Raw genomic sequence first — 20,563 nt, forward strand, 5'->3', positions numbered from 1 at the left:
AATGGGTTTGATTCCAGATTATTTGGTTATTCCTGCTATCGTTGTCGGTGTCATTGTCGTACTGGGTCTTGCGTTCTGGGCAAGGTACAAGACGGTCAGCCCGGATGAGGCGATGATCGTCACGGGTACGTTCCTCGGATCGAGCAACGTCGCATCCGACGATTCGGGCCGCAAAATCAAGATCGTCCGCGGCGGAGGCGCCTTCATCCTGCCGGTATTCCAGCGGGCGGAGTTCTTGTCGCTTCTGTCCATGAAGCTGGACGTATCCACCCCCGAGGTGTATACGGAGCAGGGCGTGCCGGTCATGGCGGACGGAGTCGCCATCATCAAGATCGGCGGCTCGGTCGAGGATGTGGCGACGGCAGCCGAGCAGTTCATGGGCAAGCCGGTTGAAGCTCTGAAGTCGGAAGCCCAGGAAGTTCTCGAGGGCCATCTGCGGGCGATTCTCGGCTCCATGACGGTAGAGGAAGTGTACCGCAACCGGGACCGTTTCGCCCAGGAGGTTCAATCCGTAGCGGCCAAGGACCTGAAGAAGATGGGCCTGCAGATCGTCTCCTTCACGATCAAGGATCTGCGCGACAAGCATGGCTACCTCGATGCGCTCGGCAAGCCGCGGATCGCCGCGGTCAAGCGGGATGCCGAAATCGCCGAGGCGCAGGCGGTTCGCGATGCCCGAATTCAGAAAGCCCAAGCCGAAGAGGAAGGGCAGAAGGCGGAGCTGCTGCGCGATACGAATATCGCAGAGGCTTCCAAGGAGAACCAGCTCAAGGTCGCTTCATTTAAAAAGGACCAGGATACGGCCAAGGCCGATGCCGATCAGGCGTATACGATCCAGGAAGCCCGGATCAAGCAGCAGGTCGTGGAGGAGCAGATGAAGGTCGAGCTCGTCCGCAAGGAACGCGAGATCGATCTCGAGACGAAGGAAATCCTTCGCCGCGAGAAGCAGTACGATTCCGAAGTGAAGAAAAAAGCCGACGCCGATCGTTATGCGGTGGAGCAGGCCGCCGAGGCGGAAAAGGCCAAGCAGATCAACGCGGCGGACGCCACGAAGTATCGGATCGAAGCCGAGGCCCGCGCCAACGCGGAGCAGAAACGGCTGGCAGGCCAGGCGGAAGCCGACGCCCAGCGGGCCAAAGGCACAGCCGAAGCCGAAGTCATCCGGCTGCGCGGTCTGGCCGAAGCGGAAGCCAAGGAAAAGCTGGCACAGGCGTTCGAGAAGTTCGGCGAAGCGGCCGTGCTCGACATTATCGTCAAGATGCTGCCGGAGCTGGCCGGCAAGGTTGCCGAGCCAATCAAGTCGATCGACAAGCTGACGGTTGTCGATACGGGCAATGGAGCCGGAGCGGCCCGTCTCAGCAACTATGTGACGGATCTGATGGCGACAGCGCCGGAAATGCTGAAGAGCGTCGCCGGAATCGACGTCAATGCCCTGATGAAAAGCCTAACTTCCCGCGTTCCGGCGGCAGGCGTGAAGCCGGCGGCTGCTGATATCCCAGCGCTGCCGTCCGATGCGGCAGCTGCGATGGCTGCGGCAGCCTCGGAGGCATCCGTCAAGGAATAAGAAGAACCGGATGCAGCGGTCATATGAAGGAGAAAAACCCCCTTGCGGCAATCGCAAGGGGGTTTTTCGGGTCTCTTCCGAAGAAGAGAAGCCGGTATTAGCGGCTGTAGAACTCGACGATTTGCTTCTCGTCGATGTCGGAGCTCAGCTCGCCGCGCTCTGGCAGGCGAACGTACTTGCCTTCCATAGCCGTTTCGTTGAACTCGATGTAGCTAGGAAGGTGATGACGGCCTTCCATGGCTTCTTTGATCGATTTCATGCTGCGGCTGCGTTCGCGCAGGCCGATCACGTCGCCAGGCAGTACTTGGTAGGAAGCGATGTCGACTTTTTTGCCGTTGACCGTGACGTGGCCGTGGGCAACGAGCTGGCGAGCGCCCGGGCGGGAGTTCGCGAAGGCAAGGCGGTAAACCAGGTTGTCCAGGCGGGACTCAAGCAGGAACATGAAGTTCTCGCCGGAGATGCCTTTCAGCTTGGAAGCCTTGTCGAACAGGTTGCGGAATTGCTTCTCGTTGACTCCGTACATGTGGCGGAGTTTTTGCTTCTCAGCCAGCTGCAGGCCGTAGCCGCTCACTTTTTTGCGCTGGTTCGGACCGTGTTGACCCGGTGCGAAGTTGCGCTTGAGTTCTTTGCCGGTGCCGCTCAGGGAAATGCCGAGACGACGGCTGAGTTTAAACTTGGGACCTGTATAACGTGACATATTGGGTGTAACTCCTTCTTCAAATGGAATGTTTGAAAAGGGTCCAATGATTTCGCCGGATGCTGCACGGACATGGACAAGCCATGACCCCGAAGGACTAGTTCAGCCGCTGGCCCTCCAGCTGCAGCACCCCATGAGGGTGTCACAAAAACGTTGGCCTATATTCAACAACTAATTTTATAGGAATCAGGCATCCAGTGTCAAGCCGAATCCCGTTGCGGAAAGCTTGCTTCGCATATTAGTTGTTGCGGGTTGGAAATGCTAGTGGAAACGAGCGGAGGTTGGAATGACATGGAATGGAAGCGGGCAGGAACGGTTGCCGCCGGAACGGGCGCGATTCTGGCTATAACCTTGGGCGGCTGCGCGGCTATGCAGGCGGACCGTACGCCGGAGGAGCTGTTCAGCCTTGCCGTGTCGGGGCTGGCGGCTCAGGACAGCTACAGCTTCAGCGGCTTCTCCACATCGGCCGGCAGCTCCGCGGCCAAGACGCAGTTCAAGGGAGAGGTGCAGCGGCATGAAGGAGTTCGGCTGCTGGAGAGCAGAGAGGGAGAAGCGGACATGCTGGAAACCGAAGGCGGAATTCCGGCCGGATACAATCCGGCATGGCTGCTGGGCCGGCTGCTGGACAGCAAGGCGGCCGTCGCTCTGGACGCTGCCAATTCGGAGGCAGGCCGCGCTGTTCTCATCATCCGTCCGAACCCGGCAGAAGCCGGGAGGATATGGCGCAGCCGGCTTCAGGACCAATGGAGCCGCATCGAGAGCAGCTCCCCGGAGGACAGCGAGGTGTGGGGGCGGCTGGACGGCTCCCGGCAGGCGGAGCTGAAGCGGGAATGGAACCGGGAGCTTATGCGCAGCGCCGGACAGTGGCAGGAAATGATGGATTCCTTATCCGCGGACTCCTCGTATACTCTCGTCGTCGACCGCAGCCAGCTCGTGCCATTGAAATTGGCCGAAAACGCGGATCTTCATTATAGATTGGACGGGAACAAGGCCGATGAGCAGAGAAAGACGGAGTTTCTGTTCCAATTGAATCATTAGTGCAATAACGCATGACCGTGCAACAGAAGAGGCGTTCATGATAGGATGGTTCGCGTAAAAAGTTTTTTAGATCGAAGGGAGATTCAACCGTTCATGCGTGATCCTAGACTTCAAACACTCGCCGCGAATCTGGTGAGCCATTCCGTCCAAGTGCAGCCTGGCGAAAACATCCTGATCGACTTGATCGGAAGCGAGCTTGAGCTCGGCAAGTGCCTCATCGAGGAAGTGGTCAAGCGCGGCGGCCGTCCATTCGTGGAAACAAGCGACCGTTCCATCCTGCGCTCCCTGCTGCAAAATGCCTCCAAGGAGCAGATCGAGCTGTGGTCCAAGCTCGACCAGGAAAGAATGAGCCAGATGCAAGGCTACATAGGCGTCCGGTCGGGAGAGAACGTCAACGAGCTGGCCGATGTGCCGGAAGAAAGCATGAGGATGTACCAGCAGCTCTACTCTCACCCGGTCCACTCCGAAATCCGGGTGAAGCGTACCAAATGGGTCGTGCTCCGCTATCCGAGCGCATCGATGGCGCAGCTGGCCAAGATGAGCACCGAGGCGTTCGAGGACTTCTACTTCAATGTGTGCAATCTGGATTACAGCAAGATGGAAGCAGCGATGACGCCGCTCAAGCAGCTCATGGACCGCACCGACCGCGTGCGCATCACCGGACCGGGCACGGATCTCAGCTTCTCCATCAAGGGAATCGGATCCGTGAAATGCGCGGGCGAGCGCAACATTCCCGACGGCGAGCTGTACACAGCTCCGATCCGCGATTCCGTGCAAGGTACGATTACGTACAATACGCCCAGCGTGAATTCCGGCGTGACCTTCGACAACATCTCCTTCACGTTCGAGAACGGACGCATCGTCAAGGCGACCTCCAACAACACCGGCCGCATCAACGAAATTCTCGATACGGACGAAGGAGCCCGTTATATCGGCGAGTTCAGCCTCGGCTTCAATCCGTACATTCTGCATCCGATGAACGATACCCTGTTCGACGAGAAGATCGCGGGCTCGCTGCACTTCACGCCGGGTCAAGCGTACGAGGAGGCCGACAACGGCAACCGTTCCGCCGTCCACTGGGATCTCGTTCTCATCCAGCGTCCGGAATACGGCGGCGGCGAAGTGTATTTCGACGACGTGCTGATCCGCAAGGACGGCCTCTTCGTCCTGCCGGAACTGGAAGGCCTGAATCCGGACAGCTTGAAATAATCCGATTCGATTCCGACTGCGTTTGCGGGGCTCTAATTGAGGTTAAATTTTACATGTTCCATCTTGAATGGGCATCCTGATTCAGTTATGATGAAGGAAACGTTTTCTTTATCGACTTCTTACAAGGAGGAATCCCTATGTCCAACAATGCGGCTATCGTAGAAATTTCCCAAATTGCAAGCCGGTTCCGCTCATCGATCGTCCTTCAGGCCGACAACAAGTACATCGATGTGAAGAGCATCCTGGGCTTGTTCACGACGTTGGTCGGAGGCCATTCCTATGAGCTTCACGTTCACGGGCCTGATGCCGACGAAGCGAAAGCAGCCCTTTCCGAGGCTTTCTCGAAGCATAACCTCGACGTGAAAGTCATCGGCGAGTAGCTTCATTCAGCAGCTATCGATAAGCCCGGCCGCGCATTCGGCCGGGCTTATTTTCATGGGCTTGTTCCTGCAATGACCTTGTGTATTGGACAGAGATCGTCTAATATTAAAGATACTATCGTAACATGAAGACGGCGAGACATCCGCACAGGGGGGGAAACTATGTCTTCACCGGAAGTCCTGGTCCATCTGCATCAGAAGGCGGTTCAACTGCTGCAGGATGACGCGAACAAAATCGAGAAGCTGATTGAGGTTCAGATGGAGAATCTTGCTACCCGCAAGTGCCCTCTGTACGAAGAAGTCCTCGATACCCAGATGTACGGCTTCTCGCGGGAAGTTGACTTTGCCGTAAGGGCGGGGCTTATCGATGAGGCCGCTGGCAAAGCGATCATCAGCCGGCTCGAGCGCAACCTTGCCCAACTGTATGAAGCGCTGGACCAAAAGTCTCAGCTCCTATAGCAGCCAGCAACGGTGGCTTCCCGGCCATCCGCAGCAAAAAGGCGCATCCCCCGCTGTCGGCGGGAGATGCGCCTTTTTGCTGCGTGCTTCCTAGACGAGGAAGAAGGCGAAGCCTAGAATGATATAAACCATAATCAGCAGAAAGCCTTCATACCAGTTGGTCCTTCCGTCGCTGGAGACCGCCTTGGCGATAAATACCGCGACCGCAATGGAAGCCAGCTCGATCGGGGTGAAGACGATGTCCATCGTCGGCCCGAACAGGCCGCTGATCAGCACGAGCACCGGGGCGACGAACAGCGCGATCTGCAGGCTGCTGCCGACGGCGATTTCCACCGCTGCGCCCATCTTGTTTTTGAGCGCGAGCATGATGGCCGCGCTGTGCTCGGCGGCATTGCCGACAATTGCGACGACGAAGGCGCCGATGAACAGCTCGGAGAGGCCGAAGCGGGCCGACACCTCATGCAGCGTTCCGACAAGCCATTCGCTGACGAAGGCGACCATGACGGTGGCCACGACCAGATACAGGATGGAGCGGCCTTTGCTCCATACGGGTTCTTCGTGGTGGCCCTCCGCCGACGCATCGGCCTTATCCTCCATATCGGAGAGCATGTTTTTGTGCGTGACCATGGAGAAGACCAGCCAGAGCAAATAGCTGACGATCAGAATGATCGCGACCGTAATGCTGAGCACCTTGTCGGCTTGTACGGAGAAATGCTCCGCCGCGACGAAGATGGCCGGCACGATGAGGGCGATGACGGCCATCACCATGAGCGTCGAGTTGTGGGTGGCCAGCTGGACGTTGTAGCGCTGCTCCTTGTACTTCAGTCCGCCCAGAAAAATGCTGAGGCCGAGCACCAGCAGCAGGTTGCCGATGATCGAACCGGTCAAGCTCGCTTTGACGGTCTCGAAGGAGCCTGCCCGAACGAGGAAAATCGCGATGATCAGCTCGGCTGCGTTGCCGAAGGTGGCGTTGAGGAAGCCGCCGAGACGCTGTCCCGCATAATGCGCCACGGACTCGGTGGCCTGCCCGAGAAACCCGGCCACGAAGATGACGGAGATGGCGGAGACGACGAATTGGAACATTTCGTTCCAATGGGCGTAATGGGCGATTCCGCTCAATGCGAAGCTGATGATCAGCCCGGCGAAAAACAGTTGACGACGACTCAAGAAGCGGCACCTCGATCATTTTGGAATATGTAATACGGCAAAATCTGTATCTTAATATACCCATCCCGCATGGAAAAGTAAACGCCCGGAATGGATTGTGCTTGTCTTGCTTTTGGAAGAGATCATCCCTTACAATGGAAGAAAGAGTGGATTCATTGAAGGAGTTGAACGTGATGGCGGAAGACCTTCAAACAGGCTTGATTCGGATTTCGGATGACGTTGTCGCTACGATCGCCGGACTGGCGGCGCTTGAGACTCCCGGGATCGCCGCGATGTCCGGCGGCATATCCGAAGGTCTCGCCAAGAGGCTCAGCGGAAAGAACGCCCAGAAGGGCGTGTCCGTCGAAGTCGGCCAGCTGGAAGCGGCCGTCGATCTCAGGGTAATCGTCCAATACGGCATTCCGATCCAGGAAGTCTGCAGGCAGCTGCAGCTGAACGTCAGGGAAGCCGTAGAGAATATGACGGGTCTCAACGTGGTCGAGATCAACGTCAAAGTGGATGGAGTCCTGTTCCGGGACGAACCGGTAGAGGAAGCCGGAACCGGTCCGGCAAGGCTGAAATGAAAAAGGAGCCGCTCATGAGAGCGGCTCCTTTTCATTTTGCGGATGCAGGGACGGCAGCTACGAATTGGCCTGCCGGCCGACTGCGCGAAGCGGGTTGTCCGTCGCCCGCTTCGCCGATGCGGGCTGACGATTGGCTTCGCGGCTGATGCTGAGCAGCACGCCGACGGACATCAGGCTGGCCAGCAGGGAAGAGCCTCCATAACTGATGAACGGAAGCGTGACGCCGGTCAACGGAATCGCATTGGTGACGCCGCCGATGTTGATGAATGCCTGTACCGCGAACAGAGAGACGATGCCGGCTCCCACAACCGTGCCGTATATATCGGGACAGCGAAGGGCGACAATCAATCCGCGCCACAGGAAGAGCAGGAATACGATCAGGAACAACGTGCTTCCGATGAAGCCGAGCTCTTCCCCGATGATGGCGAAGATAAAGTCATTGTAGGCGAACGGCAAGTACTGGACCTTCTGGATGCCGTGTCCGAGGCCGGCTCCGCTGAATCCGCCATGGCCGAGCGCCATCAGCGAGCGGGCGACCTGATAACCGTCCCCCAGGGAGTCGGCCAGCGGATCCTGATAGCTCGTAAACCGGCTGATGCGGTATTCCCACTTGGTTGGCGAGATGAGGAAGGCTACGGCTCCGACAGCGGTCAGGACGATGCCTCCGAAAAAGGCGGATGCCGCCAGCTGGCGCAGGTTGGCTCCTCCTGCAACGATCATCAGGAACGCGCAGGCCGCTATGACGAGGCAGGAGCCGAGATCCGGCTGCAGCATGATCATTCCGCATACGATGCCGACGATGACGATGACCGGCACGAGCCCTTTTTTGAAGCTGCGGAACCGTTCCCCTTTTTTGGCGATCAGAGTGCCGAGATAGAGGATAAGCGCCAGCTTCGCGAATTCCGTCGGCTGTACCGCGAATCCCATCACATTGAACCAGCTTCTTGCCCCGTTGATCTCTCTTGCCACGAACGGAACGATCATGAGCATGAAAAAGACGGGAAGAAAGAACAGCATGAACCCCCGCTTGAACACCTGATAGCGGAAATTCATCACAACCAGCATGATGACCGTCCCGAGAGCGGCGAACAGGAATTGCTTCTTCAAGTAATAAAGAGGATCATTTCCTGCAGTGCGGCTGACGGCGGCCGTGCTGGAGCTGGAGCTGAACACCATGACGAGACCGAAGCCGACAAGAGCCAGCGTCAGAATCAGGAGCAGGAAGTCCGGCCTGCCGCGGCGGCCCTCCGGATTGACCTTCATGGTTGGCTGTCACCTACTCGGAAAGCTTATTTTTGAGGTCGGCGAGCTTCTGCTTGGCAGCGCTCAGAATAGGCTGGGGCACGGCGGACTCATATTCGAGGCCGTGCGGGAAAGTGGCTCGTCCGATATAGACGGATTCAACGGTGAGCACGGCTGCCGGATTTTCCAGCTTGCCTTCGACGGCCCGCGTGCTGATCCGCAGGAAATATTCGTAGTTCGTGCCGCGGTCCACGAATTTCAGATCGTATGTAGCGCGGTAGTATTCCCATTGCCAGCGGACGAATCCGAGGCTCTCGGCGCTTTCGTCAAGGTGGGCCAGATCGCTTTTCAACCCGTTCAAGCCTGAATTTTCAATTAACATGGGGGAAATCCTCCTCAGCAGCATGGCAAAGACTGTATTCCCTTTCATATTAGTATGTTTCCAAAGCCAGTGCAACCCTGCGCGGCCTGTCGTCCCGAGCGCCGCGGCAGTATCGTCTACCCCGGCGGGGCCTGCATCTGGTACACTACAAGAACAGCAGGAAGATTATAAACGGCCGCTCCGGGAGCCGCCTCTGGCGTCCCGGCACAAGGCAAGGAGGGCAACAGCTTGAATCAAGACCAGACCGCCGCGACGGACAAGCTTTTGGAATTGTATCCGCGCATGGTAAGCGACCGCCGCCATCTGCATCGGCATCCTGAAATCAGCTTCCGGGAAGAGCGTACATCCGCCTGGATTGGAGATCGTCTGGCAGAAATCGGCTGCGCCTCTGTCCGCAAGGGGGTCGGAGGCTACGGACTTGTCGTCGATCTGAAAGGGGATCATCCGGGTCCCGTAATCGCGCTGAGAGCGGACATGGACGCTCTGCCGCTCCAGGACTTGAAGGAAGTGGAATACCGCTCCCAGACACCGGGCGTCATGCATGCATGCGGGCACGACGCCCATACGTCCTCGCTGCTGGCGATCGCAGAGTACTATCATTCGCTCGACGGCGGCTTCGGCGGCACCCGCAGGCTGCTCTTCCAGCCCGCGGAGGAGCTTACTCCCGGCGGCGCGCTGCCGATGATCCGCGACGGAGCGCTTGAAGGCGTCGACGTCATCTACGGCGTGCATCTATGGACGCCGGTCCAGGCCGGTACGGTCAGCATCCGCGGAGGCGCGTTCATGGCCGGCGTGGACGAGTTCACCATCGAGATTACCGGCAAAGGGGGGCATGGAGGGATGCCGGAGCATACCCGCGACACGATCGTCGCGGGGTCTGCGCTCGTCCAGGCTCTGCAGTCGGTCGTAAGCCGCAATGTCAGCCCTCTCGACACGGCGGTTCTTTCCATCGGCTCTTTCCAGGCCGGAGAGGCGAGCAATGTCATTGCCGGCAACTGCCGGCTGAAGGGAACGGTGCGCACCTTCGACAAGGGCGTGCGGGACCTGATGCGCCAGCGCATCTCCGAGCTCGTCCGGCTCGTATGCGCCGGATTCGGCACCGAAGGGGAGCTGGATTACCGGGAGGGCTACCCGCCGGTCGTCAATGACGAGCTGGAGGCGGCCCGCTGCATGGCTGCGGCAGCCGAGCTGTTCGGAGACGGGAATGTCCGCGAGTCGGAGCTGATTACGGCAGGCGAGGACTTCGCCTATTATCTCGAGCAGGTGCCGGGCTGCTTCATGTTCGTCGGCGCAGGCAATTCCGAGGCGGGCGCCGTGCATCCGCATCATCATCCGAGATTCGACCTCGACGAAAGCTCGATGCTTCAATCCGCCCGGCTTATGATTGGCTGCGCGGAAAAATATGCCGCCACATTCTCCCGTGAATGACCTCATGGAGGCATGCGCACGATAAGGAAACAACCGGACTTCCTGTGCTGGAAAGCAGGACGGAACGAACCGGCCAATTTCTTGGGAGGTCAAGCGCATGCCAGTTGCGGTATCACAGATCATGAGCAAGCCTTGCATCACTGCTACGCTGAAGGACAATGTGTATGAACTGGCCGTGCTGATGAAGGACCACGGCATCGGCTTCGTTCCGATCGTCGAGGGCGAGAGGCTGATCGGAGTCGTGACGGACCGGGATCTTGTCGTGCGGGGATATGCCGGCAAGCATTCCGGCTCCACCGCCGTAATCGAAGTCATGACGCCGAACCCGGTCACGCTGAGCCCGGCTGACACGGCCGAGGAAGCGGGCCGCCTGTTCGCGGAAAAGGAGATCCGCAGGCTGCCCGTCGTGGAAGACGGCCGCTTGATCGGCGTTGTCGCGATCGGGGATCTCGCCGTACGCGACAGATTTGCGGATGAAGCGGGACATGCGCTGAGCGCCATATCCGAGGCGGCTCCGTCCCCGTTCGTCCATTGACAGGCATAGGAAAGAAAAAGGCCGGCATCCCTTCGGGAACTGCCGGCCTTTTTGCTTCAGCCCCTCCTATGCGCGGCCAGGCGGCATAAAAAGGCTGGGTTTTGCCCCATACTGTCAGCATTGGCAAGTGATAAAAGGAGGCTGGGTCTAACATGCTGAAGCGGAAGAGCGGCCCGCTTGTCGTGCTGGAGGACGGCACGGTGCTGCTGGACGATGCCCATCCCGGAGCCGAAAAGGCCAGGGAAGCGCTCGCGGGCTTTGCCGAGCTCGTCAAGCGTCCCGGCACGATGCATACCTACCGAATGACCCCGCTGAGCGTATGGAATGCTGCTTCCCAAGGCAAGCCGGCGGAAGAAATCCTGGACTGCCTAGAAGCCAATGCGCGGTACGGGGTGCCGGGCGCGGCCGCCGGCAGAGTGAAGCAGTGGCTCAGCAGGTACGGGGAGCTGGAGCTGACATCGATTGAAGACGGCATGCTGCTGCTGTCCGGACCCGCCGCAAGGCTGCGGGAAATTACGGACGAGTGCATCGCTTCATGGGGGGCTGCCCGCGCAGCCGATGGAATCGCCGTTCCGGGCGATCGCCGGGGAGATCTGAAGAGAGAGCTGCTGCGGATGGGCATGCCGGTCGTCGACCATGCCGGCTACCGGGAAGGCGAAGCGCTCCGCATCGGTCTGCGCGGCGAGCTGCCCTCGGGCAAGCCGTTCCGGCTGAGGGATTACCAGCTGCAAGCGGTGGAACGGTTTTGCCGGGACGGCGTCCAGGGAGAGGGCGGCAGCGGCGTCATCGTGCTGCCGTGCGGAGCGGGCAAGACCGTCGTTGGCGCCGCCGCTCTCGCCAGGCTCGGCTGCGCGACGCTGATCCTGACATCGGGCACGACCTCCGTACGGCAGTGGCGACGAGAGCTGGTGGAAAAAACGACGATCGCGGAGGATGACATCGGCGAATATACGGGGGAGAACAAGCAAGTACGGCCGGTCACCATCGCCTCGTATCAGATTATGGGACGCCGGGGCAGCGGAGGCCATATGGATTTGTTCAGCCGCAGGGACTGGGGCCTCATCATCTACGACGAGGTGCATCTGCTTCCGGCTCCGGTATTCCGGTTGACCGCCGAGCTGCAGGCGACGCGGAGGCTGGGCCTGACAGCGACGCTCGTGCGCGAGGACGGGCGAGCCGAGGATGTCTTTTCCCTGATCGGCCCCAAGCTGTTCGAGCTGCCGTGGAAGGCGCTTGAGCGCGAGGGCTGGATCGCCGCGGTCAGCTGCCGGGAGGTGAGGGTGCCGCTGCCGGAGGAAGACGGGGAAACATACGATGGGGCGGGAGCCCGCGCCCAGCTGCGGCTCGCCGGAGAAAATCCCCGCAAGGCGGAGGCGGTGCGCCGGCTTCTGGAAAGGCATCCGGGGAAACCTGCGCTCGTCATCGGCCAGTACTTGCGGCAGCTGTCCAGCCTCGGGAGGGAGCTCGAAGCTCCCGTGCTGTCGGGCAGCACGCCGCCCGAGGAGCGGGAGGAGCTGTACAGCCGCTTCAATTCCGGCAGCCTGCCTGTGCTGGTCGTATCCAAGGTCGCGAATTTCGCGATCGATATGCCCGATGCGGCCGTCGCCATTCAAGTATCGGGCAGCTACGGCTCCCGACAGGAGGAAGCGCAGCGGATTGGCAGGCTGCTGCGGCCGAAGGAAGATAACCGGGCTTATTTCTATACGGTCGTGACGGAAGGGACAAAGGAAACGGAATTCGCGTTGAAGCGGCAGCTGTTCATGATCGAACAGGGCTATACGTACGAGATCGCGGAAAAGGGGTCTTTATGATGGGCTCTGACAAGCCTTGGGAGCGCAGCAAAGCTGTCCGTCCTACCCGGAGACGCAGCGATCCGGTGATTACGCCGGAGCTGCCGGGCTCTGCCGGACCTTTCTCCGGAGAGGATTCGGAAGCGGAGATCTGGAGCCGCTTGAGCCCGGTCTCGAAGGATGTGCTCCGCTGTCTGCTGACGAGATTCGGCGTCCATCCTGCCGAGGAGGGGCGGCTGCTGGAGGAAGCCGCCGCAGGCTGCTGGTCGGGACTGGAGCTGCGTGCCGGCCTGTCCGGCCTGCAGGCAGCCGGAGCCGTGCAAGCGAGGCTGCGCTTCTGGGGGGAGCGCGCCGTCGCCGTGACGGCCGGCTCGTACTTGAAATGGGCGGCCGTTGCCAGCCCATGGATTGCTGCGGACGAGGAGGCGGCGCACCGCAGCGCCGCGTCGGCCGTAAGCGGAGGCGGCGCTCTGTACAGCCGCGCTCTGCTGGGGGCACTAGCGGAGCTTGCCCGAAGCGGACCGGTACTCACCGTGAAGGGAAGGCTTCATGGGAGCACCGTTAAAGCTCTGGAGCAGGCAGCGGGCTTGAGCCCCGAATCCTTTATCCAGCTGGACCCTTCCTTGAGGCTGGACTATCCCGGCTCGGTCGCGCTCGTGCTCGACTGGTCTTTCAGCAGCGGCATTTTGCGTCCTGGACGAGCCTGGAGCTGGGATGCGCAGAAGCTGCGGACATGGCTTGACGAGCCTCTGATGCAGCGGGAAAGGGGGCTGTTCAGGTGGATATTGGATCGGGCTGTCCGCCGTTCGGCGGAAGCGGCTGCCGCTGCGTCGGTCATCTCCAGTCTGAGGGAGGATGTCTGGTACAGCGTGCCCAAGCTGGAGCAGCTATGCCGGTCGCGCTCCGTGTGGCCTGCAGGCTGCCCGGGCCGGGACAGCGCGGCATGGACCGGGCTGCTGGAATGGCTGGCGGGCTGCGGCTGGGCCGAATGGGGCGAAACGGAGCAAGGAGAGTCCTGCTTCCGGCTGCTCCTCTCTGCTGAAGGCTGCGGGGAGGATGGGGATTCAGAGGGGGACGAGCCGCTTCTGCTGCAGCCTGACGGAGATATATGGGCGGGAGCCTGGACTTCGTATCGTCAGCTCTGGCCGCTCGAGCTCGTTGCCGAACGTGGAGAAGTGAGGGAGCTCACTGCCTACCGGCTTACAGAAAAATCTCTGAAAAGGTCGGCGGCGCTCGGCATTGGGGCTGGCCAGCTGCGGGAATGGCTGGCCGGCGCCTCGGGAGCGGCGCTGCCTCCGCAGGTGGAAGCGCTTCTGGCGCAATGCTTGCCCGGGACGGAGAGCCGCAGCACCCTCTTCGCCGTCGAGGAGAGCGGGGAGGACGCTGCAGGAAGCAGCGGCAGGCCTTGCTGGCAGCCGTCGGATCCTTCCTTGACCTTTGCCTCGCTCGAACCGGCGCCGGCGGCCGAGGTTCAGCCTTGGCTTGTCCTGCAAGCGGAGAAGCTGCCCGCTGCCTGGACAGCCGCCCCGCGCAGCTATCGCCCGTCCGCTTGCCGCCAGCTGCTGGAGAGCGCGGTCCGGCTGCATATTCCCGTGGAGCTTCATGACGGGGAAAGCGCCGGCATATTCGTTCCGCTCCAAGTACAGGGGGACGGCGACGGCTGGGCTGCGGAAGGCTTCTACCGGAAGGACAATGAAGCCAGAGTGCCGGCGATGCTGATTCCCGGCCAAGTCGGCCGAATCCGGCTGCACATTCCCGGAAACGCACCCGCCCGCTGAAGGCGTCTACCGAAGCTCAATCGGGTATGCTATGATAGGAGCAAGCCGGAAGGAGACCTTCCCCGGCAGGAAGGAGTGGACCGATCTTGCAGCAGCTTGAGATTGCGGAGCAGACGCCGCTGGATATGGCGCCAGTCGTGCTCTGCGCCTATGAACTGGGCGATTACATCAACCAATCGGCCGAAGTGGCGGATTATTTATATTGGAAGAACGAAGTCGAACACAACCCGGAGGTCGCCTCGCTGAGGGCGAGATTCAACCGGGCGAAGGAATTCTTCTCCGAATGCGAGCGCTTCGGAAGGTTCCATCCCGACTATCATGCGGCCAAGGATAAAGTGAAGGCTGTCGAAGCCGAGATGGCGCAGGTGGAATGCATCCGCCGCTACAAGGAAGCCGAGGAGGTCGTGGATACGCTGCTCTATGACGTATCCCTGATGATCGCCGAATCGGTATCCGGCTCGATCAAGGTGCCGGGCAACAATCCGCTGCCGTCGGGCGGCTGCGGCGGAGGCGGCTCCTGCAGCTGCGGAAGCGGGGGGTGCGGCTGATGGAGCATTCCGAGTCGATGCCGGCCGTCGAAGCGGCTTCGTTCCCCGAACAGCGTAAGGGCTACATCGTCTGGGTGAGCGACGCCAAATCGGCCCGCAGCCTGGAGAAATACGGCAACGTGCATTACATTTCGCGGCGGCTGCATTATGCCGTTATCTACATCGATTCGGGGCGCGAGGAAGAGACGCTGCGCAACATTCACCGCCTGCCGTACGTCAAGAAGACGGAACGCTCCCTCCGGAACGAGATCAAGACGGAATACACCAAGGAAAATCCGGACAAAACGCGTTTCTACAGCATGTAGATGCAGCGTCCGGCTTCGGTGGCCCAAGACCTTCGACCTCTGGCGGGCGAGGGTCTTTTTTCTTGTACAAAAACCCAAAATGTGACAATAATGGAGAGTCCTATTTTTTAATTTGAAATTGGAAATAGACATGGTAGAATAAACCTAATCATAAACTAGATATAAAGGCCTGCTTCCCAGGGAGGAGTGGACAAGATGAAGGATAGAACGACGGAACGCTGGAACACGTACGAGACGTTTCATGTTGAACTGGGCGAGAAGCGAGTGGCGGATGTCATCATCACTCATCATGCGAAGCTCCGCTGGGCAGACCGGGTGGAGAGCGTCAAGACCGGTTTCGACGACATCGCGGAATATATCTGGCAATGTCTCAAGCAAGGACGGATCGAATCCTATTACCGGAACGAAGAGGATGTCTACCTCATTGACGACGATCTGGTTTTCGTGGCGGAATTTAGCGATTCGGAGAAGGAATTCGATCTTGCCGGCACGCCGCTCCAGAAAATGATTGTCGTCACATTTTTGGGAAGAATGTCGGAAACGATCGAGCTGAGGGACTTAAAGTCCTATTACTCCTGGCTGCGGCATTCCCGGCGCATGACCTTAATCAAAAACAGCCGTAAAAGGAAATGACATATTATAACAATTATTATGATGTAGATGGAAATAGTGGAAACGGGTTTCCTGCTCCTAAGCGGCGAGGCCTGTTTTTTTCTATTTATTCCGATAGTTATGTTTTAGGCGCGGGTACGTTATAATGGACAAGAAAATGAGCGGGCATGTCCGGCCGGCAGCCGAAGCCGGATCAGGCCGATGCCGCCCGAAAGGATGACAATAAGGTGGCCATCAACTTCCATCAGCTGCATATTTTTTATACGGTCGCTGAAAAAGGCAGCTTTTCCGCGGCAGCGCAGGCGCTCCATATGACTCAGCCGGCCGTAACGATGCAGGTCCAGTCTCTGGAGGACCAGCTCGGTACGAAGCTGCTGCTCCGGTCCACGAAGAGAATCGAGCTGACGGACGCGGGGAGCGTCCTTCTGCCCTATGCCAAGCGGAGCATGGACCTGATCCGGGATGCCGATGCGGCCATGGCGCGTTACGCGAAGGGCCTCAAGGGACGTCTTCAGCTCGGCTCGAGCCTGACGATCGGCGAGTACATCCTGCCGCGGCTGCTTGGACCGTTCAACAAGGAGCATCCGGATATTTCCATCCGCATGAAGATCATGAACACGACCCAGATTCTCGAGCACATCCTGAACCATCAGCTCGACTTCGGCTTGCTCGAAGCCCCGGTCAGCCATCCGGACGTGCATACCGAGCCGGTGCTGAGCGACGAGCTGCAGCTGATCGTCGGTCCCGGCCATCCGCTGTCGGGACGGGGCGAAGTCACCCTTGCAGAAGCCATCAAGTACCCGCTCGTCCTGCGCGAGCAAGGTTCGGGCACGAGGCAGGTCATGGAGGACCAGCTGGCGATGAAATCCATCGATGCCGAGGACCTGAACATCGTCATGGAGCTGGGCAGCACCGGCGCGGTCAAGTCGGCCGTGGAGGCAGGAGTCGGCATGAGCTTCATCTCCGCTTCCTCCATCAAGCACGAGCTGGCGCTCGGCCTGCTGGAGACAGTGGCCATTACGGACGCCGATTTCAACCGGGAGTTCTATTCGATCTATTTGAAGTCGGCGCTGCTGCCGAAACCGGCCGTATCGTTCCTCAGCTTCCTGAGAGGCAGGGATCTTGCCCAATGGCTGTAATACGCGGAGATCTGCATACGCATACGACGGCGTCGGACGGGATGGATTCGCCGGCCGAGCTCGTTGCCAGGGCGGCGGCGCGTGGATTGGACGCGATAGCCGTGACGGATCATGACACGATGGACGGGATACAGGAGGCGAAGCTTCAAGGAGAGCGCTCCGGCGTCATCGTCATTCCGGGCGTGGAGCTGAGCACGGCTCGGAACGGCAAGGACATCCATGTGCTCGGATACGGCCCGGATCCCAGCGATCCGCTCTGGATCGAGCGCCTCTCCTCGCAAGGGAAGGTCCGCGAACGGCGCAACGAGCTGCTGCTGCAGCGTCTTGGACAGCTGGGCATCGAATTGACGCTGCGCCAAGTGCTGGATGCCGCGGCGCAGGGAGACCGCGGCGTTCCGGCAAGCCTGGGACGTCCGCATTTCGCCGCCGCTCTGGTGAAGGCCGGCGTCGTATCCACCGTACGCGAAGCATTCGAGCTTTATCTTGCGGAAGGAGCTCCTGCTTATGTGGAGATTCCGCGCCTGACGCCCGAGGAGGGCATTCGCTGGATCGCCGAGGCCGGAGGAGTTGCGGTGCTGGCCCATCCCGGCCTGTACCGCGACGACGCTGAAGTAGAGAGGCTTGCCGCAGCCGGGGGCCTGGCCGGAATCGAAGCCTTTCACTCCGACCATACGCCGGAGGAGGAACGCAAGTACTTGCGTCTTGCCGAGAGGCACGGCCTTCTTGCAACCGGCGGCTCCGACTACCACGGCAGCCGCGGCGGGGAGATGCGCCATGGCGACGTGGGAAGCCGTACCGTGGATGCAAGGACGCTCCTGGAGCGCTTGAAGCGCTGAATCGGATGCGGCCGGCCAGTTCCGCGAGAGGCCGGCAGAGAGCAGACGGAATGTGGATGTGGATAAAGGAAGGCACCTTTGCCTAGAAAAAAGCCGGCGCTGCAAGTCAGCGCCGGCCTTTTTCGTTTTTTATTGATTCGGCGAGCTTAGCCTCGTGCCTGCCGCCTTCCGCAACATGCTTTCAGCCTCGGCCGACGGAGCGGAACTTCCTCGATCTCCATCTTTCCTCCAGATAGCGTTCATACCATCCGATGCTTGCCGTCAGCCAGGCTGCACTGATCAGATAGCCTCCCAGTACGTCGCTCGGATAGTGAACGCCCAGATAGATCCGGCTGATTCCGATCATGAGGATCATGACGATTCCCGCCGACACGGCGGCGGCCTTCATCCAAGAGCGAGCAAGATGCTTCCAAAGGAAATAGATCGTCACGCCGTAAAGCGTGAAGGCAGCCATGGAATGGCCGCTCGGAAAGCTGTAGCCCGCCGCGTCGATGATTCGATGCACATCCGGCCTGGCGCGGTGGAAAATAAGCTTGAGCAGCACGTTCAGCAGGCTGGAACCGACGATGACGCCGGCAAAAAAGATCAGCTCACTGCGATAGCCGACGAGGAGCAAGGCAGCGACGATCACAAGCACAATCCCTGTAACCCAGGGACCGGAGCCTGCTGTCGTAAATCCCTTCATGACGACGGTCACGGCATCGGAGGCGACTCCCTGCACGGCATCGGACACCCGCTCGTCAAAGACGGCGGTATGCCGCCTTCCGATCAGCATAGCCCATGCTGCGAACAAGCAGAGGAGAAGCAGCGAGCTCACAAGGGGACGGATCAACACTGCTGTCAAAAAGCGCATAGGTTTTCTTTCCCCTTTGAAAGATGGCTGGAGCCAGTTTCTTATCCAGGATCCCGGCATAAGATTCGAAGGCAGGCAGGATCCATTTTTCAGGATGGACGATTTCAGAGCGGCTTTAGCGGCAATTGCCCGGACGCATCAAGCTTTGACTGCGGATGGAAGCTCCTGCAGGCGGGCTTCATCCGGGGTGATGAAGAGCGTTTTCTGCCGGTCGTAGATGACGAATCCCGGCTTGGAGCCGCTCGGCTTGTGCACATGGCGGATCAGCGTGTAGTCGACCGGAACCATGCTGGAGCTGCGGGCCTGGCTGTAATGGGCGGCCAGCATCGCGGCCTCCTCGAGCGTAGCATTCCCAAACTCGGCAGAGCGGATGACGACATGCGAGCCGGGAATATCCTTCGTATGCAGCCAAGTGTCGCCTTGAGAGGCGAGCCGGTTGGTCAAATATTCGTTCTGCGTATTGTTTTTCCCTACATAGATGGCGATGCCTTCGGATGACGTGTAGCAGAGCAGGGCGGGCCTTGCGGCCTTCTTGCGCTTGGCTCCCCGCTTCCCGCGCGCGCGCAGGTAGCCTTCCGCTACGAGTTCCTCGCGAATTTCCTCGATGTCCTCCAGAGAAGCGGTGTCCAGCTGCTGCAGCAGGGAGTCGAGATAGGCGATTTCGGTGCCGGCGAGCGCCATCTGCTCCTTCACCGCTTCGGTGCTGTTGCGGAACTTTGTATAACGCCGGAAGTACCGCTGGGCATTGTCCGAAGGGGATAGCTGCGGATCCAGCTCGATCGTGACGCTAGCCGCATTCTCGTCATAGTAGTTTTCCAGCTCCACGGAACGGTCGCCTTTGGAGAAGGCATGCATATACGTCGTCAGCAGCTCTCCGAGAATGCGGTATTTGTCGGCGCCCTTCGCTTCTTCCAGCGTCTCGTTCAGCTTGTCCACTTTCTTGACGTTTTTGGCTTTCTCGTTCTGGAGGAAGCGGATCATGTCCGACACCCGCTGCTTGACGGTGTCGCGGCTGGCCTTTTCCCCATAGAAGGCTTCCAGGCATTGGCTTATGGTCTCGAAGCCGCGGCGCTCTCCTTCCAGATGCGTCAGCTCGATAATGGAGAAATAGCTTTTGCCGGCCGGCGTCTCCACAATGTTGGGAGCGTAGCGGCCGCTGCGCACCGACTCCATGAAGGAGGAAAAGACGGTCCACAGCCGATGCAGCTCCGAGCCGTCGCCGGCGTCGACGGAGCCGGCGCGGTAGGCCAGCTCTCGCGCCAGCAAGGGACTGAAGCCGCTAAGCGCCGCCACGAGCAGCTTGTCGAGCGGCTTGCCGGGCTGCTCCAGATCGGCTTCGCTGCCAGCCGCCTCGCCCAGAATGCGGGCGAAATCATTTTCCTCCGTCAAATGGAGCGGGTCCGTCTTGTGCTGGTCGGGCGGAGCCGTATACGCCGTGCCCGGCATGACAATGCGGTAGCTGCTGATCGCCGGCGTCACGTGATGGATTCCGTCGTGGATCGTTCTCGTCGCGGTGTCGACCAGAATGATGTTGCTGTGGCGGCCCATGAGCTCGATGATGATCGTCTTCAGCGTCAGGTCGCCAAGCTCGTCGCGCTGGCGGATGTCCAGCTCGATGACGCGCTCCATGCCGATCTGGCGGACCGCTTCGATCTGGCCGCCTTCGCAGTATTTGCGAAGCAGCATGCAGAACATCGGCGGCTCCATCGGATTCTGGTAGCTGCGTTCCGTGAAGTGGATTCTCGGATAAGTCGGGTTGGCCGAAATCAGAAGCTTGCGCCCCCCGCCTGCTCCGCGTGTCTGAACAACGAGATCGTGCGCGGTCGGTTGATGGATTTTATGAATGCGTCCGCCGACGAGCTGCTGGAGCTCGCTTACGGCGGCGCGGGTTACGATGCCGTCCAATGCCATGAGGGTCGATCCTTTCGTGCGCGCCTTGTCGTCCATGCGGCGCAGGTTGTATTGCCGTCTTATTCTACCATAACTACAAGGACAAGGGATATTTCGGGGATTGTCCTCATATAGTGTCCTAGAGCCTTGC

Annotated in this window: 21 protein-coding genes; 15 read left to right on the forward strand and 6 right to left on the reverse strand. The window is 59.8% G+C overall.

Going from position 1 to position 20,563, the window contains the following annotated elements:
- Position 1: 1 nt before the first annotated feature.
- Positions 2–1,561, forward strand: a complete 1,560-nt coding sequence (floT, locus tag PHU01S_RS06395; RefSeq protein ID WP_021878356.1) for a flotillin lipid rafts scaffold protein FloT — start codon at positions 2–4, stop codon at positions 1,559–1,561.
- Between the two features lie 97 nt (positions 1,562–1,658).
- Here floT and rpsD read toward each other — a convergent pair whose 3' ends face one another.
- A complete protein-coding gene (gene rpsD, locus PHU01S_RS06400) occupies positions 1,659–2,258 on the reverse strand; it encodes a 30S ribosomal protein S4 (protein ID WP_048746580.1) in 600 nt (199 codons plus the stop codon).
- Between the two features lie 291 nt (positions 2,259–2,549).
- Between rpsD and PHU01S_RS06405 the strand changes: the two genes are divergently transcribed.
- From PHU01S_RS06405 to PHU01S_RS06420, 4 genes are all read left to right on the forward strand, one after another.
- Positions 2,550–3,296: a hypothetical protein gene (locus tag PHU01S_RS06405; RefSeq protein ID WP_048746578.1), complete on the forward strand. Its 747-nt coding sequence runs from the start codon at positions 2,550–2,552 to the stop codon at positions 3,294–3,296.
- 93 nt (positions 3,297–3,389) lie between these two features.
- On the forward strand, positions 3,390–4,505 hold the full coding sequence (locus tag PHU01S_RS06410; RefSeq protein ID WP_048746577.1) for an aminopeptidase: 1,116 nt from the start codon (positions 3,390–3,392) through the stop codon (positions 4,503–4,505).
- Between the two features lie 137 nt (positions 4,506–4,642).
- Positions 4,643–4,885 (forward strand): HPr family phosphocarrier protein, encoded by a 243-nt coding sequence (locus PHU01S_RS06415; protein WP_021878361.1) that lies wholly within the window; start codon positions 4,643–4,645, stop codon positions 4,883–4,885.
- Between the two features lie 162 nt (positions 4,886–5,047).
- Positions 5,048–5,344, forward strand: coding sequence for an Fpa/YlaN family protein (locus tag PHU01S_RS06420; protein ID WP_021878362.1), 297 nt, complete (start codon positions 5,048–5,050; stop codon positions 5,342–5,344).
- A 90-nt stretch (positions 5,345–5,434) separates the two neighbouring features.
- Here PHU01S_RS06420 and cax read toward each other — a convergent pair whose 3' ends face one another.
- Positions 5,435–6,511 (reverse strand): calcium/proton exchanger, encoded by a 1,077-nt coding sequence (gene cax / locus PHU01S_RS06425; RefSeq protein ID WP_021878363.1) that lies wholly within the window; start codon positions 6,509–6,511, stop codon positions 5,435–5,437.
- 173 nt (positions 6,512–6,684) lie between these two features.
- On the opposite strand from cax, the gene PHU01S_RS06430 reads away from it, so the two are divergent.
- A complete protein-coding gene (locus PHU01S_RS06430) occupies positions 6,685–7,074 on the forward strand; it encodes an Asp23/Gls24 family envelope stress response protein (protein ID WP_048746575.1) in 390 nt (129 codons plus the stop codon).
- 57 nt (positions 7,075–7,131) lie between these two features.
- Here the strand turns inward: PHU01S_RS06430 and ftsW are convergent, their stop codons facing one another.
- The gene (gene ftsW / locus PHU01S_RS06435; RefSeq protein WP_021878365.1) at positions 7,132–8,337 is read right to left on the reverse strand and encodes a putative lipid II flippase FtsW; all 1,206 of its coding nucleotides are present in this window, start codon (positions 8,335–8,337) and stop codon (positions 7,132–7,134) included.
- A gap of 13 nt (positions 8,338–8,350) precedes the next feature.
- Positions 8,351–8,698 (reverse strand): YugN family protein, encoded by a 348-nt coding sequence (locus tag PHU01S_RS06440; RefSeq protein WP_048746573.1) that lies wholly within the window; start codon positions 8,696–8,698, stop codon positions 8,351–8,353.
- Between the two features lie 282 nt (positions 8,699–8,980).
- On the opposite strand from PHU01S_RS06440, the gene PHU01S_RS06445 reads away from it, so the two are divergent.
- The 9 genes from PHU01S_RS06445 to PHU01S_RS06485 all read left to right on the forward strand — a co-directional run bounded on the left by PHU01S_RS06445 (position 8,981) and on the right by PHU01S_RS06485 (position 17,669).
- Positions 8,981–10,126, forward strand: a complete 1,146-nt coding sequence (locus PHU01S_RS06445; RefSeq protein WP_127506749.1) for an amidohydrolase — start codon at positions 8,981–8,983, stop codon at positions 10,124–10,126.
- Positions 10,127–10,223: 97 nt separating this feature from the next.
- Complete coding sequence (locus PHU01S_RS06450; protein WP_049867614.1) at positions 10,224–10,661, forward strand: CBS domain-containing protein; 438 nt, start codon at positions 10,224–10,226, stop codon at positions 10,659–10,661.
- 152 nt (positions 10,662–10,813) lie between these two features.
- On the forward strand, positions 10,814–12,472 hold the full coding sequence (locus PHU01S_RS06455; RefSeq protein WP_049867613.1) for a DNA repair helicase XPB: 1,659 nt from the start codon (positions 10,814–10,816) through the stop codon (positions 12,470–12,472).
- Entirely contained in the window at positions 12,469–14,229 is a 1,761-nt protein-coding gene (locus PHU01S_RS06460; RefSeq protein ID WP_127506717.1) for a hypothetical protein, read from the forward strand. Before PHU01S_RS06455 ends, PHU01S_RS06460 begins: the two co-directional genes overlap by 4 nt.
- Before the next feature lie 86 nt (positions 14,230–14,315).
- Positions 14,316–14,777: a YlbF/YmcA family competence regulator gene (locus PHU01S_RS06465; RefSeq protein ID WP_307721783.1), complete on the forward strand. Its 462-nt coding sequence runs from the start codon at positions 14,316–14,318 to the stop codon at positions 14,775–14,777.
- Positions 14,777–15,082: a YlbG family protein gene (locus PHU01S_RS06470; protein ID WP_232313036.1), complete on the forward strand. Its 306-nt coding sequence runs from the start codon at positions 14,777–14,779 to the stop codon at positions 15,080–15,082. The genes PHU01S_RS06465 and PHU01S_RS06470 overlap by 1 nt, the downstream gene beginning before the upstream one ends.
- A 195-nt stretch (positions 15,083–15,277) precedes the next feature.
- Positions 15,278–15,715 (forward strand): hypothetical protein, encoded by a 438-nt coding sequence (locus PHU01S_RS06475; protein ID WP_021882077.1) that lies wholly within the window; start codon positions 15,278–15,280, stop codon positions 15,713–15,715.
- 206 nt (positions 15,716–15,921) lie between these two features.
- A complete protein-coding gene (locus PHU01S_RS06480; protein WP_049869653.1) occupies positions 15,922–16,833 on the forward strand; it encodes a selenium metabolism-associated LysR family transcriptional regulator in 912 nt (303 codons plus the stop codon).
- On the forward strand, positions 16,824–17,669 hold the full coding sequence (locus tag PHU01S_RS06485) for a PHP domain-containing protein (protein WP_127506719.1): 846 nt from the start codon (positions 16,824–16,826) through the stop codon (positions 17,667–17,669). The genes PHU01S_RS06480 and PHU01S_RS06485 overlap by 10 nt, the downstream gene beginning before the upstream one ends.
- Before the next feature lie 181 nt (positions 17,670–17,850).
- Here the strand turns inward: PHU01S_RS06485 and PHU01S_RS06490 are convergent, their stop codons facing one another.
- Positions 17,851–18,462, reverse strand: coding sequence for a phosphatase PAP2 family protein (locus PHU01S_RS06490; RefSeq protein WP_218032422.1), 612 nt, complete (start codon positions 18,460–18,462; stop codon positions 17,851–17,853).
- Between the two features lie 198 nt (positions 18,463–18,660).
- Positions 18,661–20,433: an Rqc2 family fibronectin-binding protein gene (locus PHU01S_RS06495; RefSeq protein ID WP_127506751.1), complete on the reverse strand. Its 1,773-nt coding sequence runs from the start codon at positions 20,431–20,433 to the stop codon at positions 18,661–18,663.
- Between the last annotated feature and the right edge of the window lie 130 nt (positions 20,434–20,563).

Origin of the sequence: Paenibacillus humicus NBRC 102415 (genome assembly GCF_004000905.1) — a bacterium.
Classification (GTDB): Bacteria; Bacillota; Bacilli; order Paenibacillales; family Paenibacillaceae; genus Paenibacillus_O; species Paenibacillus_O humicus.